The following is an 18276-nucleotide window of genomic DNA, read 5'->3' as shown; positions in this document are numbered from 1 at the left end:
TTTTTCGAGTATCGGAATAGGTTATATCGCAAAGTATCCGGATAACCCAATGTGTCGTATTTGCACAACCAACGGCGAGAAATTTATTACAATTTATATGCGAGATCGCAATGATAAACGCAGCTGCAAACTTTTTATGCGGTTAATTACTGTTGATGGGCAAACTGCTCTAGAGATAGATGTATTTTATGAGCATGGAATTCAGCGTGCTAGTGATCCAATTCCCACAGAAACACCTGCTCTACCACCTCATGGGCAGTATGTTTTGCTTAAGCAATAAACTTCTCAACTTAATTTAGTTGTAAGAAAAAAACACCAAACCGCACCCATCGTGCGGTTTTTGCTTTTGTACGCGCCATACTCGGCAAGGCTTTTCGCTGTGAAAGAAGTGTAAAGTTGGGGTCGAAAAAGGGTTGGTTTTTATACGATTTTTTAACATACGTAATATTGCAATATTACCTCGAGTAAAAAATTGTAAATCAATTAGATAAAACCTTAGTTTTCCTATTAAAGAAACTAACTTTTAGAAAAAGTACATTTTAGGTAACGTTCGCCCGCGGCCGTGATGGCAGTGGAAATAAAAGCGCAGCGAAAGCGTGTGCGTGCGGTTTTGAATGGGCGACCAGCGGAAGCCACAGACAAAGCCAGCACAAACCGCTTTTGTGCGTTTTTATTGCAACGAACAGCGCGAAAAGCCGCCCAAATTACAATACCGAAAGTCCTTTTACGGTTTGGTACAAGCGTACGGCATTGCTGTCGGTGAGCAGCGAAACAAAGTGGCAAACCGAGAGTAAACGGCGGTACAACGGGGCTGAAGTATCTTGAAAACGTTCGGGCAGCAAACGTAAAATTAAAGTGTCGATGTTGCGTTCGGTGCCGGCCGCTTGGCGCTCTAAAGCCGTGATAAACGCATCGAGCAAGGTTTGAATAATCTCGTAACCGTTGATTTCCTTTTCGGTAACCTCGCGCGACCGATAAATCTTGTCGATACTCAACTTAATAATATCGTCGATTTGCGCTTTGTACTTACTTTTTTCCATCAACGAACGGTGGAAAGTACCGGCCAAAATCTCGCTCTCGTGCTGTAAAAATAACTGAACCGCATCTTGAATTAAACTGCCAATGGCCACGGCACGTAGGTAACTAATGCGATCTTCTTTAGATTGCAACTGCGCGAATTTGCGTCGGTCGAGCTTGTCTTCTACCAATCGAATGAGGTATTCCAAAGCAAAATCTTCCGAGATCAAGCCCAGGTTTATGCCGTCTTCAAAATCGATGATGGTGTAGCAAATATCGTCGGCGGCTTCCACCAAAAAAGTAAGCGGATGTCTTTGAAATGCCACTTCTTCGCGGTCTTTACGGAGTAGTCCTAATGCGGCAGCTACTTCTTCGAAAAAGGCTTGGTCGGCTTGAAAAAAACCGTATTTCTTATCGGAGATTTCTTTGGTAGGTTTGTGCGGAAGCGATGCTTTCGGATATTTCATAAACGCTCCCAGCGTAGCGTACGTTAGTCGAATACCGCCTTCAACGCCGGCACGATCGCCACACAATACGTGAAAACCGTTGGCATTTCCTTCAAAGCAAATCAAATCTTGCCATTCGGCGGCAGTCATTTCGTTTTTGTACTGTGCACCTTTTCCGAATTCAAAATAGGCGCCAATAGCTTTTTCTCCCGAGTGTCCGAAAGGCGGATTACCAATGTCGTGCGCCAAACAAGCAGCAGCTACGATCGCGCCAAAATCTTGTGCCTGATAGCCGTGTTCTTGCGCCAAATACGGATATTTTTTAAGGATAGCTGCACCGGCGGCACGTCCTAAACTGCGTCCAACCACCGAAACTTCTAACGAATGGGTGAGGCGTGTGTGTACAAAATCGGTTTTCGAAAGCGGAATAACCTGAGTTTTGTCTTGTAAACTTCGAAACGGCCGCGAGAAAATGATGCGGTCGTAATCAACGTCGAAGCCAATGCGGGTTTCGTCTTCGTCGCGGCGCAAGCGGTTTTTGGTATCGCCTTGCTTTTGTAGCGAAAGAAGTTGTTCGTAGGTCATCATAGCGGTCATGTTTACAAGTTTCGCAAAAGTAGGTTGCTTTATCGGATTTTAAAGGCCAGAGCAATGTCGCAATTTAAAGTATTAAAACCTGCGTTCGAGCTTTGCAATCCTGCGTTTGAGGTGTGTCTGAAATTGGGTCGAATATCGAATCGTAGATTTTTTACGTGATAGGAGAGTCCGACGGCAAAAACATCTGCGAAGGCGAATCCGCGCGATAGGCGTTCGGTTTGGGTATCGGTGTACATGGGACCAACGGATAAGTAGCCGTAAACATCGAATGTTTTCGACAAATGTCGGCGTGCGATAAATCCGATGCCGAGTGCATATTCGCGAATATCTTTCAATTTGGTGTAGCGGTCGCGCAGTTCTTCAAAGTTTGGTTCGTCGGGCGTAACGAAATACAAGTTGAGTAGTTGGTGTTTGGCGAAGTTAATTTCGGGTTGAATTAACACTTCATAACTCCATTTTTCACTTTTGTGAACTTGAAAAAACGCCTCAAGTTTTAGCGTTTGATTGCTGTATGAATAGTCGGTGTTTTTAATTTCATTTCCAGCACCGGCGGCAATTCCGATGTATTTGGGCTTGTAAAATTGGGCTTGAACAGCTGTTGCAAACAAGCTACATAACAACAGGTAAAAAATAGTCGGCACTCTCATAAGTTGTAAAACTACTAAAATGAAAGCAAAAGCGGGTGTTAGGTGCGATAGGAATTAGTGCTTAAAAATGATTTTAAAATATTTGACAATTAGATAATAAGTTATAATTTTGTTATTAATAGTGCTCTTGGCTACGCATTTTCAAGCTTTATGATATAGCGAGAATGCCGACCCTAGGGCTTTTTTTTTGAGCTAAATGAATAAAAAACGGCAATTTTAGTTGACGGAGGTTTCTTTTTAAAGAGATACAAAAGTTTGGTGCGATCTAAAAATTTGGATCCGATTAAAACTGCAAATGATTTGTGGACTATGTGCCTTAGGCATTTGTAGCAAGCAAAAGGAGAGAGGTTTGATTTGTATCGAATATTCTATTACGATTGCCTTCCTTATGATAAGAAGCAACATAATCCGATAACTAAAAAGGCCATTGATTTTTCAAAAACAGAACTTTACAGATTTCAAATATCGTTTTTTGAAGAGCTGAGAAAAAAGAGAAAAGTTGCTTTGAGACTTGGAGTATTGGACGACAGAAATAAATGGATTATCAAGCCTAGTAAAACAAAAGAACTACTAAACGGAGCCATTCAAATTAGTGATTTGACGGAGAATGATGTCCAATTTGATTTCTCTCAAAAAATGGTAGACATGAAAATAGGATTAGACATTGCGTCGATAACGCTCAAAAAACAAGTTGATCAAATTATCTTAATTGCTGGTGATAGCGATTTTGTACCAGCAGCGAAATTAGCGAGGAGGGAAGGAATTGATTTTCTTTTAGATCCGAAGTGGAATCCTATTAAACCCAACTTATTTGAGCATATCGATGGCTTACATTCCACATTTAAACAGCAAAAGCTAGAGAAAAAGTAAAATATAACCACGTCTATTTGTAGTTTTACACCGTATAGCTCCTTACTTGAAGATGCCGCAAGTAAATGAGAGACTTTAGTAAGCACCGCTAACAACTAGTAAAGTGTTTTGTTTTCTCAAAAGCGGTAAGTATTTATGAAACAATTGTTTACATATCCAAAGGCCGATAAGCTCAAAAGTACCAAGCAAATCGACGCCTTATTTCAATCGGGAAAAAGTCAGGCTATTTTTCCGGTTCGCGCCGTTTATCGTGTCGAGAATAGCGAGAATCCAGGTGTTCAAGTTGCCGTTACCGTTGGAAAAAAGCATTTCAAACGCGCCGTGCTTCGAAATAGAGTAAAGCGCTTATTGCGAGAGTGTTATCGTTTGGAACAGCATCGCTTACGCGGAAGTGAAAACCGTCGCCTACAAGTCATGTTGCTGTATCAATCAAACGAAATACTTGAATTTGATAAATTGCGTTTAGTTATCTGCAAGCTTTTCGATAAATTGGCACAAGATATGCAACAAAAGTCTTCGGAAGTGGTTACTGAAAATCCCGAAAACAAAGCTTAAATAAAATTATAGATGAACCGTTTTACAACTTGGGTCAGCTCTTATAAAAAACGATTATTGGTGGGTATTGCCGCCGCAGGATTGTTTTATACAACAACATCGTTTAAAGACGATTTTTTTGAAATCGCCAAGCAATTGGAGATTTTCACTGAATTGTACAAAACGGTGAACATGAATTATGTCGACGAGCTAAGTCCAGCTGAATTGATGGACAAAGCCGTTAAAAGCATGTTGGCCGATTTAGATCCGTACACCACCTACTTTAATGAAGGTGACGTGGTTCGGTATAAAATCAACAACACCGGTGAATATACCGGTATGGGCGCCGCTATTTTGCGCAAGGACGGAATTGTTTTTGTGCGCGAACCGTACAAAGGTTACGCTGCCGACAAAGCCGGTTTGAAAGCAGGCGATGAGATTGTCAAAGTGGGCGATGTATTGCTCAGCGAATATGAAGAAGACGCCAGCCAGTTGTTTCGCGGTTCGAAAGGAACTAAAATTGCTATTCAGTACCGCCGTCAAGGGAAAATTTACGATGCACAACTCACGCTCGACGAAGTTGAAGTAAAAGCAGTTCCGTTTTACGATATGGTCGATGCTACGACAGGTTATATCGTACTTAGTCAGTTTAACCAAAAAGCATCTGCCGAGACCAAACAGGCATTAGAAGAGTTAAAAGAAAAAGGTGCTAAGAAAATCATCTTGGATTTGCGCGGAAATCCGGGAGGTTTGCTTAACGAAGCCGTAAACGTTTGCAATTTATTTGTTCCGAAAGGCGAAGTTATCGTAACAACGAAATCGAAAGTAGAAAAGCACAACAATACGTATCGTACTGCTAAAGAGCCGGTGGATACTGAAATTCCGTTGGTGGTTTTAGTCGATGGAAAAAGCGCTTCGGCTTCGGAAATTGTGAGCGGTGGCTTGCAAGATTTAGATCGTGCCGTAGTGGTTGGAACGCGCAGTTTCGGGAAAGGTTTGGTGCAACGCCCCATCGATTTAACTTACGGAACTCAGGTTAAGGTCACAATTTCCCGCTATTATACGCCTTCGGGCAGATGCATCCAAGCTTTGGACTATTCGCGAAAAGACAAAGATGGAAAAGCCATCCGTACAGATGCTTCGCAATACAATGCATTCAAAACTAAAAATGGCAGAACGGTTTACGACGGCGGCGGCATTCAACCCGATGTAGAACTGCCCGAAGCCAAGATGAGCTACATTGCCACCGCACTTCAGAAAAACGACGGTATTTTTCGCTATGCTACCGATTACTATTACAAAAACCCGATTCCGGAAAATGGAATTCCTAATTTCACTTCTGCGAAATACGCCGAGTTTAAGCAGTTTTTGAAAACCAATAAAATCAATTTTGACACGGAAACAGAAGTAGCATTGCGAAAAACATTGGAATCGGCAAAAAAAGAAAAACTCGATCAAAGCATTGCTAAAGAATACGAGCAATTACTAGCGGCTATTCAGCGTAGTGAAGATGTAGAGCTCAATAAATATGAAGGTGAAATCAGCAAGTTGATTATCGACGAATTAATCAAACGCTACGCCTATAAAGAAGGTTTGTATAAGTATTATTTAACCAACGATACGCAAATTAAAAAAGCAACAGAATTACTTGCAAATACCGCTTCGTACAATAAAATCTTAAAAAAATAACTATGAGATTTTGGATGTTTTTATTCCTGTTACTAACTACTACTATACAAGCTCAGGAAGAAGTAGTACATTCCATTTATTTCGGTTTCGATAAGTTTTCGCTCGATGCCAAGCAAGAAACCGACGTGGTGAACTTCATTAAACAAACCGATTCTACACGAATTGAGTCTATTCAAATTTTTGGCTACACCGACGATGTCGGAAAAGAAGCGTACAACTTTAAGTTATCGACAAATCGCGCCAATACCATCAAACAAAAGCTCATCGACAACGGCATTAAGAATAAAATCATTGTTACCATTGAAGGAAAAGGACGCATTTTAATTGACGACGACGTGGTGGAGAACCTGCCTGAAGTTCGCTCCAAGAACAGAAGAGTAGATGTGGTAATCAATTTAAAACCTCTTCCTAAAATTGAACTGCCCGGATTCTACACGAGCATACAGAGAAAACACGTGGTTGGCGACCATATCTACCTCGAAAATCTATTATTCGAGCGCGGTAGTTCTAAATTAACGTTTAAGTCGAAAACCGATCTAGACAAAGTAGCGCGTTTGTTGCAGAAGTATAAGAATTTGCATTTTGAAATTCAGGGACATGTATGTTGTACGCCGCCGTTTCAAAAAGAGGCTATCGATAAAGAAACGCGGAAACGACAACTAAGTCATAACCGAGCCGAAAGCGTTTACAAATACTTGATTTTTAAGAAAATCGATAAAAAACGAATGACGTTTAAAGGCTACGGAAATACCGTTCCTTTGGGGAAAGGCGCCGAGTACGATCGTCGAGTTGAGTTGGTAATTACGAAGATTTAGGATCTAATCGCATACGCACATGCGGGATGTTGTCTTCCAAATACATCTCACTAATGGTGACAAATCCGTGTGAAGCGTAAAATTGCTCCAGATAACTCTGGGCGGAAATCTCAATGCGCTGCACGCCGAAAAGGCGATACAATTCGCGAATCGCCTCGGTCATGAGCAGATGTCCCCATTTTTTGCTGCGATATTCGGGATCAATAACCACACGTCCGATACAAGCCGTTTCAAAGTAATTTCCCGCATCGAAAAGTCGGCAATAACAAACAACGCGATCGTCGGCAACGCCCATTAAATGAACGGATTTTTGATCGTAATAATCGACGTCTAAGTACGGACAGTCTTGTTCTACGACAAATACTTTAGCGCGCAGATGCAGAATATCGTAAAGGTTTTGTGTACTTAATTCGTCGAAGGCCTTAACCAGCCATTGCGGTGTTTCCATCAATATAATTTTACCGATTTTATCATGGCTTCCAGTTCGTGCATCAAGTCGCGCTTCTCTGTCGACGGCGCATAACAAAAGCCTTCTACAATTACAAATTGGTTGCGTTTTTTATCGCGAATGGCAAAATTGATAAACGAACCGTTCATGAAATCGCCTTTTAACTCCCAAGTTCCTTTGGTTTCGTAAATTCTTCTACCGTTCAAACGTCCGACGGCAAAATAAGGAGCATAAGATTCTTCGGTTTGCATTTTACTTCCGCGTTCTTTTCCGCGAATGTATTTTCCGCTAATCGAATCGCGAACGCGAATGATATTTCCCGCTACATTTCCTTCTTTGAAGATGGCCGACGTTGGAACGCGATAAACAACTAAACTGGTGTTGCCCGATAAAATCTCGCGTTTAAACCAAATAAAGTTGCGTTTAGAAAGTGCCACTTTGTATTTGTTGGAAATCAATAAATCGATTTTAAATCGTTTTTTGAGCAGCTCGGTTTCCAATTTACTGGTGTCGATTATTCGCTGGGAATACGCTATTTCGTTTGCTTTAAACTGACTAACAATTCCGTTTACCTGTTTGTCGAGCAGTGTAATGATTTCAGGAATCGATTTGCCGGAAATGTGTGCCACGTGTTGCGGTTCGGCAAATTCATTTCGAACGATTTTATACTCATTTCGATCCTCTTTTTTGATGATCAAAACGTTTCGTGCGGTTAACCGACCGTCGAGTGCGCGAAGCGGATACTGATTTATCGTAAACTGCGGTTCTTCTTGGGGAAGCCCGTCGACCGGAGCAGCAAATTTCTTGCGAATACTGTCGCCGATTTCTCCATCCCATAACTGATCGGGAATTACAACCGACAAGGAGTTTACGGCGCCCGTAGCTCGTGGCAATGCAGTCGAGTCGCGATCTGCGCAAGCGAACAGCAAAAATGCTAAAAAGCACAATAGGGATGATTGTCGCATACCAATAATTCTAAAAACCCAAAAGTTATAATTGCTCAGGTTTTAAGGAATTCAAAGCTACGAATTAGTTCGAAACAGAACGACTGAATAGCGTATTCAAAATGTAAGCACGTTGCTAAATCCTCGAAACAACGTACTATTTTCCGTTGATTTTTAAACGCATACCTGGTTTAAGATCGTCGCCGCTGATTTTGTTCCACTTCTTGATGTCGGAAACCGTAACACCGGGATACTTTTTAGCGATTGCAGAAAGCGAATCGCCTTTGCGAACCAGATAGCTTTCCGAACGCGATTTTTGTTTGTTCGCTGCTACTTCTGATTTTGCACCTAAGTCGGTTTTTTGGATAATCAATTTGGCGCCAACGGCAATTTGTGTTCCGCTTAAATTATTCCACTTTTGAATATCGGCAACACTAACTTGATGTTTACGAGCAATAGCAGCTAAATTGTCGCCAGCTACAACAACATGAGTAATCTCCTGCGTTGCAACTGCGTTTTCGCGCAATTCTTCAGCTGTCTTAGCAGTTAATATCTTAAGTTGGGTGTTCAGCTTTACATTGTTGTCGGCCATATTGTTCCATTGCTTTAAATCGGCAACAGTAACGTTAAATCGGCGTGCAATACTGCTTAAGTTATCTCCGGCTTGTACTGTGTACAATTGCGGCTCGCTGTTTTCTGAAACCGCCGTGTCGCTAACTTTTTGCGAACTCGAAACTTCCGTTTTCGCTTCTTTTTCGTTATTCGAAGCATCGGCTACTGCGGTATTTTCTTCTGCGGCAACTGTTTTGTAAATGCGCAGGCTGCGACCTAAAGGTGCGGTGTTGCTTCGCAGTTTATTCCATTTCTTTAATTGTGCAACGCTTACATCGTACCGATTGGCAATGCTACTTAAGTTTTCACCGCGACGTACTTTGTGGTATTTTGTTTTTGTCGAAACATCTTTAGGCATCGAATCGCGGGCGGCAACTCGGCTGCTGTCGCGTGCCGTTAGATATTGTTGGTATGGGCGTTCTCGACGTGCGTTTTCAAATTCTACGTAAGCATAAATTTTATCTTCGTTCGAAGTAAACAAAGCTACTTTCTCAGCAGGTAAACGCAAATAATGCATCTTATCGGTGTAGGTTGGAATCACGTTAACTTTATAAGACGGATTCAAAAGTTGCAACTGTGCAATCGGAATATCTAATAAATCCGATAATTGTTTGAAACTAATTTGCTTGCGAATGCCCACCGTATCTGTTTGAAAATGCTTGATAATAGCTCGATTCGGAACAATTCCGTGCTCTTTGTGGTATTCGTAAATGTACATGGTTGCTAAAAACGCAGGTACATAACCTTGTGTTTCTTTTGGTAAGTTTCGGCGAATATTCCAGTAATTTTCCTGACCGCCACTTCTGCGAATAGCTTTAGCAACGTTACCTGGCCCGCTATTGTATGAGGCGAGTACCAAATCCCAATCGCCAAAAATGCGATACATATTACTCATGTATTGTGCAGCAGCATCACTGGCTTTCAACGGATCGCTGCGTTCGTCTACATAAGAATCGATGTGCAAATTGTATTGCTTTCCAGTTTGGTACATAAACTGCCACAAACCTGTTGCACCCACGCGCGAAACAGCTTTTGGGTTTAATGCCGATTCAACCACGGCCAAATATTTTATTTCTAGCGGTACATTTTTCCGCGCAAGCGCCTCTTCAAATAAAGGGAAATAATATTCAGAAACGGCCATCAAGCGCTCAAAGGCACGCTTGCGGTTTTTCAACCACGACTTGATTAAATTCTCTAAACCAGGATTGTATTCAATGTTAAAAGGCGATTTTGCGTCGAGCTCTTTTAATCGTTTCTTTAATAATTCAGTCGATAAGTTGTATTCAACCTTTTCGTCTAAGTCGATGTTTTTAATATCTGCCGATAAATCTGCATATAAATCAAGACTCGTGAGTTCCTTTAACCAAAGGCTGTCTACGCACGAAGCCATTTTGTCGGTAACAAAAGTTTTTTTAATGCTATCTAAGAACTGAGCTGCTGTTTGTTTCGAGGGAGTTGAACCGCTAACCGCCACGTCCTGCGCCAAAACAACCGGCGCCGCAAACAAGCTGAATAAAGCAGTAACAACTATTTTTTGTATTCTCATAATGTTTGTTTCTGAGGTTACTTTGTCTTGCCAAAAACTGTACCAATCTCCGATCATGGGCTGTTGTGGCAAAAGAAAATAGCTAGCCGTAAACGACAAAAAACTTCAATTTATGCAAAATTAGCAATTAGAATTTTATTTTACCTAGTCTATAAACCACTTTTAACCTTTTTTATTGTTAATTAAGCAAAAAAAAGCGGCAGTTGCACGAAACAACTACCGCTAAAGTTTGCCGATTATTTAAAACTTATTCTAAAATAGCATCAATTCCCGGTAAGCTTTTTCCTTCCAACATCTCCAACATAGCACCACCGCCTGTCGATACATAACTCATCTTTTCTTCCAGTCCAAATTGCTTCACAGCCGCAACCGAATCGCCGCCGCCAACCAACGAAAATGTTCCGTTTGCTGTAGCTTGCGCAATAAAATTCCCTAAAGTAATGGTTCCGTTCGCAAAGTTTGAAAACTCAAAAACACCTAGCGGTCCGTTCCATAAAATGGTTTTCGATTTCAATACCAAAGCCCCAAATTGTTCCAAGGTTTTTGGCCCGGCATCTAAGCCTTGCCAGCCGTTCGGGATGCTGCGTACATCGCAAATTTGCGTTTTTGCCTCGTTCGAAAACGAGTTTGCAGCCACTACATCAACCGGAATGTGAATGTTCACACCTTTCGCTTTTGCCTTTTCCAAAATCTCGAGCGCTAAATCCAACTTGTCGTCCTCGCAAATCGAATCGCCAATCTCGCCACCCAAGGCTTTTATAAACGTAAAGGTCATTCCGCCGCCCAAAATCATGTCGTCAACCTTGTCGAGTATATTCTCGATAACGGTAATTTTCGATGAAACCTTACTTCCTCCTAAAATAGCCAAAACAGGTTTTTCAGCCGCTTTCAATACTTTATTTAAACTTTCAATTTCTTTTGCCAACAGGGTTCCGAAGCATTTTTTCTCAGGGAAAAATTGTGCAATAATGGTAGTCGAGGCGTGTGCACGATGCGCCGTTCCAAAAGCGTCGTTCACGTAAATGCTTCCCAACGCAGCTAATTCCTTCGAAAATGGAACATCGCCGGCTTCCTCTTCTTTGTAGAAACGCAAATTTTCCAAGAGCAAAACTTCACCCGCTTTTAAATTCGCAGCAGCTTGTTGCGCTACTTCACCGCGGCAATCGCTCGCAAAATGTACCGGAACGCCAAGAATCTCCGAAGTTTTAGCAACGATATGTCTTAATGAAAATTGATCGTCGATGCCTTTTGGTCGGCCGAGATGCGACATTAAAATCACACTTCCACCGTCGGCTAAAATTTTATCTACTGTGGGTTTTGCCGCTTCGATGCGCGTGGCATCGGTTACCTGGAAATTCGCGTCGAGTGGCACATTAAAATCCACACGAATCAGTGCCTTTTCGTTGGCGAAATTAAAATCAAAAATCGTTTTCATCTATTTGCTGTTTGGTTTCAAAGATATAAACTCAGCGAATAAATACCTTAGCGAGGTTGTTTTTTGATATTATTTAATCGTGAATTTTATTTTTAGGCTGTGCCCCTCCGCCCCAGCTGTCCCCGCCGTCGGGTCGCGTCGTCCGCTGTATCTCCCAAAAAACGCAGGCGATTTTTTGGCAGGATGCCGCTTCCACCGCTCACAGGGGCAATCGTAACAAAAAAAGCCGTTCCACAAAGTGCGAAACGGCTTTGAAGTAATATGCCAAAAAACTATTCTTTAATCAGTTTTTTCCAAGCTTTTCCGCTGGTTCCCGAAACTTCTAATAAATAAATTCCTGTTGCTAAATCGTCGATTTGAACACGCTCTTCTATGCTGCCGTTTTCAAAACGAAGTGTTTTTACCAATTTTCCAGTTTGTGAGTAAATGGTAATCGAATTAAACTCAGAACGTGCCGAAACATTAAAAAAGTTCTGCGCTGGGTTTGGGTATAATTCAACAGTATTTAAGTTAATGTCGTCAGTATTCAAACTTTGGAACGCTGCAGTTGCATAACCCACGTTGTTAGTTCCACCGTGAGCGCCAACTGTAAACGTTGCGCCGCCTGGTCGCACACCTGCGATACTAATAGAGTTCGTGCTGGCATAAGGCATTTGGAAATCATTCGCATCGGTTGTGGTTAGTGCTCTTTTTAAAGTAAGCGTACGAACAGTACCACTAGTTGTGTTTGATTCGGTTGTCCAGTTTTGTGCTGTATCATTCGGTGGTACGCCAAGTCCAGCGAAATTTCGATCGCTTAAATTTGGGTTTGTTGAGGTGGTAAAAACCACAACATCGCCGTCGGACATTCCAAATCCAGCTTCAACTCCAATTCCCAAACCAAACCAACGGTCGGATGGCCCAGTTAAAACCAATGTAACTTGCGAAGTGCTGTTATCTAATGTAAAGTTTGCTGTAATCGGAATTGGATTGTTTGAAAGGGTCATCACGCCCGTCGATTTCTGCTGCGCGAACCCGAGGCTGCCAAGCAGTGTAAGAAATAGTAAAGTAGTTTTTTGCATAGAGTTTTTATTTTAGAAGTTTAATTAAGTTCTCGTTTCCAGATTCGGTGGCGTATTCGAAAGCAGTTTTACCAGCTTTATCTTTACTGTCTTTTTTTGCACCCGATTTGAGTAACAGCGCCACAGTTTCTGGCTGCTGAAATTGTACCGCAAGCATTAGCGGTGTTAGTCCTTTGTCGTCGGCAGCATTAATATCGGCTTTCGCGGCAATGAGTTTTTCTAAAACAGCTGTGTTTTTTTTCACTATCGCTGCCATTACAATGGTTCCGAAACCAGTAGTTAGGTTTATGTTTGCGCCGTTGTCAATTAAATAATTTGCCACTTCGTTGTTTCCGCGATACGTAGCCAAAAGTAGCGGTGTATATCCCTGCGGACTCACAGCGTTAATTAACGACTTGTCTTTGGCGAGTATGTTTTTCACAGTCTCAACCGTTCCCGAGCGTGCTGCATCGAAAATATCGGGCGTTGTTTGCGCCTGCAAGCTGTGCAGTGAAAAAACAAGAAAATAAACAAATACTAATTTCTTCATAAAACGATGATGTTTATATACAAATAAGGTTGCGTGCAGTTTTTCAGAAAAAACTATTTCTTAACCGAGTCGCGCTTTCTTAATTCAGTACGTATTATTTGTGTAGTTGGTTTTAAATTTTCTTTCGATTCCAAGCGATCGATCAACATTTTTGCTGCCGCTTCGCCGATTTCAGGTCCGTGTTGCGAAATCGTCGACAAGCTCGGCGTTAATCGTCGCGACCAAATGCCGTCGGCAAAGCCAATTACTTGCAATTCGTCTGGAATGCGGTAGCCTTTTTTAATTGCCATTTTCATTACCGCTGTTGAGGTATGCTCGTCTAAGGCAAGAAAAGCATCGGGATTATGTTCGAAAACACGGGCTAGGTCGGCATCAAAACGCTGTTCGTTATCAGTAAGTAAAACGAACTCGTCTTTAGCTTCTAGTTTTGCATCGGTAAGTGCAGCGAAGTAGCCTTTTGCTCTAAGTTTACCAACGCTTAGATTGTCGATTGATGAAACTAAAGCGATGTTTTTGCAACCAGTATCAATCAGATATTGTACGGCATTTACTGCTGCTTCGAAATCATCCACAACAACCTTATCACAGGCAATGCTCTCAGCTGTGCGATCAAACATTACAATTGGCGTTCCGCTGCTGATGATTTCAGCAAAATGGCCATATTCTTCTTCTTTTTGCGCTTCTTCGCTAACTGAAAGGATAAATCCGTCGATGGTACCGTTGCTCAAAACATCCAAGGCATGAATCTCTTTTTGTATCGATTCGTTGGAAATACATGTGATTATGTTGTAGCCTTTCTCGTCGGCAACTTTTTCAATACCAGAAAAAACTTTGGCAAAAAACGGATTGAGAATATTCGGAATGATTACGCCAATAGTTCGGGTAGATCTGTTTTTCAGATTCAAACCAATAACATTAGGCTTGTAGTTTTTCAGTTTTGCAAACTCTTGAATTTTGATTTTCGTAGGTTCACTAATTTCCGGGCTGTTGTTTAAAGCCTTGGAAACAGTAGAAACGGAAACGCCTAAATCTTTGGCAATTTGTTTAAGTGTAGCTTTAGATTTCATCGGTAAAAGATTGACGACGAATATAATGAAAAATCTCGCTTTTAAGAAGTGTTTACATGCAATGCAAATTCAACTAAAGCGTTTCTGTCAATCGGTTGTTTATTGCCGTGTTAAAGCGAAATTTCGGGTTCTATTTGAGTTTGTTATTGTTGAAAAGATAGTCGGCGGTTTGATACCACGCTATGGCTTCGCGTTCCAATCTCGGATTTTTTGTTGTTTTACTTAGTGTATATTTTTCGTTATCCCATTTGTAGTGATTCACTGATTTTTGGTCGCTAAGGATAACCACGGCATCTTTTTTAATATAACCTAATTTGCGATACGTGGCTACTAAAGCCCGTTCGTGGTAAAGCGGATTTAAAACATCTTCGCCAAAAAAGTCGGATTCATAATTCCAATCAAGCGCTCCAAAAAGTGTGGGCATCAAATCGATTTGCGAACATTGCTTGCTAATCTCCATTTGTCCGAGTTTTTCCACACCAATAATAAAAGCAGGAATCTTATAATTAACAATATCAATCTCGTCTTTTCCGGCGCTAGACGCACAATGGTCGGCAACAATTACAAATACCGTATTTTTAAACCAAGGTTTCTTTTGTGCGGCTTCGAACAGTTTTCCTAGCGCATAGTCGGTATATTTTACCGCGCCGTTTCTCGATTTACCGGAAGCAATATCGATTTTTCCATCCGGATACGTATATGGCCGGTGGTTTGAAGTAGTCATAATAAAATTAAAGAACGGTTTTCCGCTCGCGTATTGCTGGTCGGCTTGTTCGAGCATTACGTTATAAATGTCTTCGTCGCATATTCCCCAAGCGTTTTCAAAAGTTACTTGGCTGTCGGAGATAAACGTGCGTGTTGTTTTAATGTCGTCGGAAAGAATCGAACCACGTCCGCGGTCGAAAATATTAAAACCGTTACTACCGAAATAGGCATCCATATTGTCGAAGTAGCCATCGCCGCCATAAAAAAAGTTGCAGCTGTATCCTTTGGATTTGAAAACATTCGACACGGTGTACAAGCCTGCATTTTTGGGTCGTTTAACGATACTTTGTCCGGGTGTAGGCGAAATACACAGCGTTACGGCTTCCATACCGCGAACGGTTCGTGTTCCAGTTGCGAACATGTTGGTAAAGCGACAGGCTTTGGTGGCAAGTTTGTCGAGATTTGGCGTCAGTTTTTCGGTGTTTCCGTAGCTGCCTAAGAATTTTGCCGACAAACTTTCGACCAAGATGAAAACTACATTTGGTTTTTCGTTACTCGGGTTTGGTGAAGTAACCGATCGATGAATACTCAAGCCGTTGGATTGAAACCTGCTGTTGTTCTGTTGCAATTCGTTTCGAACCAGATCGAAGGCTTCATTTTCTGGGATGGTTATGTAAAATTCGCTGTACTTCATTTGGTTGTTGCGGAAGGCAGCGAAAAAGGAATAGATGCCGTTTTTAGACAATTCGTTGTTGTAGCGGTTTGCCGACCATTCGGCGTCGGTATTTTGTAAGCCGACGGTGGCTAAAATTACCGTTGCGGTTACTGCAGCAAGTACAAGCAGGCGTGTTGTTAAACCAATTTTTGAAGTAAATGCGGTATTAAATCCTTTTTGTTTGTTTATGAAAAGCACGCCCAAGATTGCAAGGACAAGTACAATAGCAAACAATAGCGGCAAGGGGTACGACTCGGCAATGTTGGCAATAACTTCGTGGGTGTATATCAGGTAGTCGACCGCTATAAAGTTAAAGCGCGATTTAAATTCTTCCCAAAAGGTAAACTCAGCCAACGCGGTAAATGAGAGTAGAAACAGAGTAAGAAAGGTAAAAATGTAAGTAAGCGTTTTATCGAGTTTACTTCCGATGAGTGGGTTGGGTAGCAGTGTAATGTAAAGAATTGCGGGGAGGCTAATGCTGCAGGCGGTGATAAAATCGAAAAGAAATCCGTAGGAAAAGGTTTTTAAAAGGGCGCCGACAGAATTTTCAGGTTCGGGTCCGGCCCACAGAAAAAGGGTTAGGCGTGTTGCAAAGGAACAGCAGAGGTAGGCGATAGCCAACAGCCAGACGGCGCGGTAGCGGCATCCGAAACGGTTGATTTTTTGCATGTAAAGAACAAAAGGTTGGTTAATAGTGAAGCCAAAAGTCGCAATTTGATTTGAGATTTAGTTTAAAAACAGTTTTCTTCTGTAATGTAGATGAGCAATTTAGAATCTTTCTTTACTGTAGTTTTAAAAAAGATAGCCGTTTCTACTAATTCTTAGTTATTACGATAAAAATCGTAGTTGGAGAACAATTTAACAGTTACGCATGAGCCGCATTCTTTTGGACAACAGAGTTGTTGTAGAACACTGTGCGGTAATGCACAATTTGAACATTTAGCTTTTAATGCATTTGCTTCAACGTATTCGGCAATTAAGTTAATACCGCATACAAAAGCGATGTCGCAAAAGTTTATGCTTTAACTCACGGTAGTGAGAAAGCTCTGTACTGCTCGTTTACTCTTATTCCTCTGTGAAAGGAAATCGATTTTGAGCTAAAAGCCTCCACTAGAATCAATAGTAACGACTACCTGATTTATTTAGGTTTATAGACCTGGCGTAATTCTGCACAGGTATTGTTAATTTCTTTGAACCTAACTTGCATAGCTTGAAGTTAAGGCACTTAAAATTATAGCTAGTAAATGCAAGTATCTTCGGTCATCTTTCTGCTGCGAATAATGATAAGTAAAATATACGTTTAAAAGCAATAAAGCGAGTGAAATGTAATCTTCGTAATTGCTTATGCTCAATCTTGAGATTACGGTATTTGAAATGCTGTAACTTAGAATTAAAAGTGATATTACGGACCTAGCGTTAAGCGGTTTGTAATGTTTAATAAAGAGCGCGATTGGGAAAAAATACAAGCTGAGTAAGCTGGACAAAACAATGTGCGTAGAAGATAAACCAACTACTTTGTTTGCTAAAAATGCTGCCACACAAGTTAAGCTCAGCGCGGCAATTTCAAATTTCTGGAGATTTTTCATAATTAATGGTTTTGGTTAAGGTTAATGAGATCTATAATCGGAAATACAATCGGCCATACAGTCGGCGTACCAGGTTAGAATTTCACCTCCGCACGACAAAAGGAATCGAATTTTTGCGGATAAAGGTGCTCTTTCAATGTCGCGTGCTTTTTTTCTCATACAGCGATCACCGCAAGCTTCGATGCAGGTTACGCAGGATGTAGAGCGCGGTATGTTTTCAATCGCTAAAGCTCCCCATTTGAAAAGTGCTATTTGGTACAGAACGGCGTTAGTGTCGGTTGTTAATGGTTTTGCAAGCACTTCGTTTTCAAAATTTTCGGCTGCTGTGCTTGAGAATGCGAGTGTTTCAATAGAACTTCGGAATGCGAGCATTTGTTTTTCGGTGGCTCGGCCTTTAAACGGGTATGTTGAGCTTGTTAAAAGGTTTTTCACTTCCTCTGGTGTTATTGTTTTAGACTGTAACGCCATCACTTGTTTTTGGATAAACAAATAAAAATCGTAACCCGCCTTATTGTGCGGATTTTTGCTGTCTTTAAAAGCGGGCAACTCGGATTGTGCCGTTGCAGCTACTGAGCTACAGAAGATTAAGGCGAATAAAAATAATTTTTTCATGGTTTGTAAAATTTAAAGTGTTTGGAAAAATCTCCAGATTTTTATGCTAATTTACAAGTCCGAGAAATAAGTCGGTTACGGGTTTTCCGTAAATTTCAATTTTTTTTAATTTTTTTTGTGTAGTCTATCGTGTGTAAGTTGTGTTGTTAGATTAAACAAATGTTGAAAAGGAGCACTTACTTATATAATGTATGCCCGTGTGAGCGACCGCAGTGTAAATGAGGCGCCGTTGAGGTGTGGCGTTTGCGCTGCCAAAAGGCGACCTCGGGAGCCCGTTTGGCGAGACAAAAAGCCCGCCGAGACCAGCCGAATTGCAACGTAGGGCGCGACGCCGCAGTAGATTTTTTCGATAAAGCACCACCGTTTGCGGCGGCACACCCAAAAATACAGCAACGAACAAA

At 41.4% G+C, this 18276-nt stretch carries 16 protein-coding genes; 5 read left to right on the top strand and 11 right to left on the bottom strand.

Going from position 1 to position 18276, the window contains the following annotated elements; genetic code table 11:
* Positions 1 to 280 (top strand): hypothetical protein (locus tag Q0064_RS11920; RefSeq protein WP_298148442.1); only part of this gene is annotated, 280 nt, incomplete at its 5' end.
* Between the two features lie 424 nt (positions 281 to 704).
* On the opposite strand, the gene Q0064_RS11915 is transcribed toward Q0064_RS11920, so the two are convergent.
* On the bottom strand, positions 705 to 2048 hold the full coding sequence (locus tag Q0064_RS11915) for a deoxyguanosinetriphosphate triphosphohydrolase (protein ID WP_298148445.1): 1344 nt from the start codon (positions 2046 to 2048) through the stop codon (positions 705 to 707).
* Between the two features lie 41 nt (positions 2049 to 2089).
* On the bottom strand, positions 2090 to 2707 hold the full coding sequence (locus Q0064_RS11910; protein ID WP_298148441.1) for an acyloxyacyl hydrolase: 618 nt from the start codon (positions 2705 to 2707) through the stop codon (positions 2090 to 2092).
* Positions 2708 to 3061: 354 nt separating this feature from the next.
* On the opposite strand from Q0064_RS11910, the gene Q0064_RS11905 reads away from it, so the two are divergent.
* The 4 genes from Q0064_RS11905 (at position 3062) to Q0064_RS11890 (ending at position 6615) form a co-directional block, all read left to right on the top strand.
* Positions 3062 to 3577, top strand: a complete 516-nt coding sequence (locus Q0064_RS11905; protein WP_298148440.1) for an NYN domain-containing protein — start codon at positions 3062 to 3064, stop codon at positions 3575 to 3577.
* Between the two features lie 135 nt (positions 3578 to 3712).
* Positions 3713 to 4132 carry a ribonuclease P protein component gene (gene rnpA, locus Q0064_RS11900; protein WP_298148439.1) on the top strand — a complete coding sequence of 140 codons (420 nt, stop codon included), beginning with the start codon at positions 3713 to 3715 and terminating at the stop codon, positions 4130 to 4132.
* Positions 4133 to 4144: 12 nt separating this feature from the next.
* Positions 4145 to 5800, top strand: coding sequence for a S41 family peptidase (locus Q0064_RS11895; protein ID WP_298148438.1), 1656 nt, complete (start codon positions 4145 to 4147; stop codon positions 5798 to 5800).
* Between the two features lie 2 nt (positions 5801 to 5802).
* Complete coding sequence (locus tag Q0064_RS11890; RefSeq protein ID WP_298148437.1) at positions 5803 to 6615, top strand: OmpA family protein; 813 nt, start codon at positions 5803 to 5805, stop codon at positions 6613 to 6615.
* Here the strand turns inward: Q0064_RS11890 and Q0064_RS11885 are convergent.
* The 9 genes from Q0064_RS11885 to Q0064_RS11845 all read right to left on the bottom strand — a co-directional run bounded on the left by Q0064_RS11885 (position 6602) and on the right by Q0064_RS11845 (position 17875).
* The gene (locus Q0064_RS11885) at positions 6602 to 7063 is read right to left on the bottom strand and encodes a GNAT family N-acetyltransferase (RefSeq protein ID WP_298148436.1); all 462 of its coding nucleotides are present in this window, start codon (positions 7061 to 7063) and stop codon (positions 6602 to 6604) included. The two genes, Q0064_RS11890 and Q0064_RS11885, sit on opposite strands and share 14 nt — an antisense overlap.
* Complete coding sequence (locus Q0064_RS11880) at positions 7063 to 8028, bottom strand: DUF4837 family protein (protein ID WP_298148435.1); 966 nt, start codon at positions 8026 to 8028, stop codon at positions 7063 to 7065. Before Q0064_RS11880 ends, Q0064_RS11885 begins: the two co-directional genes overlap by 1 nt.
* 136 nt (positions 8029 to 8164) lie before the next feature.
* On the bottom strand, positions 8165 to 10165 hold the full coding sequence (locus Q0064_RS11875; protein WP_298148434.1) for a LysM peptidoglycan-binding domain-containing protein: 2001 nt from the start codon (positions 10163 to 10165) through the stop codon (positions 8165 to 8167).
* Between the two features lie 247 nt (positions 10166 to 10412).
* Positions 10413 to 11600, bottom strand: coding sequence for a phosphoglycerate kinase (locus Q0064_RS11870; RefSeq protein ID WP_298148433.1), 1188 nt, complete (start codon positions 11598 to 11600; stop codon positions 10413 to 10415).
* Positions 11601 to 11872: 272 nt separating this feature from the next.
* Entirely contained in the window at positions 11873 to 12661 is a 789-nt protein-coding gene (locus tag Q0064_RS11865; protein WP_298148432.1) for a T9SS type A sorting domain-containing protein, read from the bottom strand.
* A gap of 7 nt (positions 12662 to 12668) precedes the next feature.
* Positions 12669 to 13190 (bottom strand): ankyrin repeat domain-containing protein, encoded by a 522-nt coding sequence (locus Q0064_RS11860; RefSeq protein WP_298148431.1) that lies wholly within the window; start codon positions 13188 to 13190, stop codon positions 12669 to 12671.
* A 53-nt stretch (positions 13191 to 13243) separates the two neighbouring features.
* Positions 13244 to 14257 (bottom strand): LacI family DNA-binding transcriptional regulator, encoded by a 1014-nt coding sequence (locus Q0064_RS11855; RefSeq protein WP_298148430.1) that lies wholly within the window; start codon positions 14255 to 14257, stop codon positions 13244 to 13246.
* 130 nt (positions 14258 to 14387) lie between these two features.
* On the bottom strand, positions 14388 to 16346 hold the full coding sequence (locus tag Q0064_RS11850) for an alkaline phosphatase family protein (RefSeq protein ID WP_298148429.1): 1959 nt from the start codon (positions 16344 to 16346) through the stop codon (positions 14388 to 14390).
* A gap of 938 nt (positions 16347 to 17284) precedes the next feature.
* Positions 17285 to 17875 (bottom strand): hypothetical protein, encoded by a 591-nt coding sequence (locus tag Q0064_RS11845; protein ID WP_298148428.1) that lies wholly within the window; start codon positions 17873 to 17875, stop codon positions 17285 to 17287.
* Positions 17876 to 18276 lie beyond the last annotated feature (401 nt).

Source organism: Flavobacterium sp., from assembly GCF_027490375.1.
Taxonomy (GTDB): Bacteria; Bacteroidota; Bacteroidia; order Flavobacteriales; family Flavobacteriaceae; genus Flavobacterium.
The sequence above is the reverse complement of the archived record's forward strand: the minus strand, read 5'-3'. Positions and strand labels throughout refer to the sequence as shown.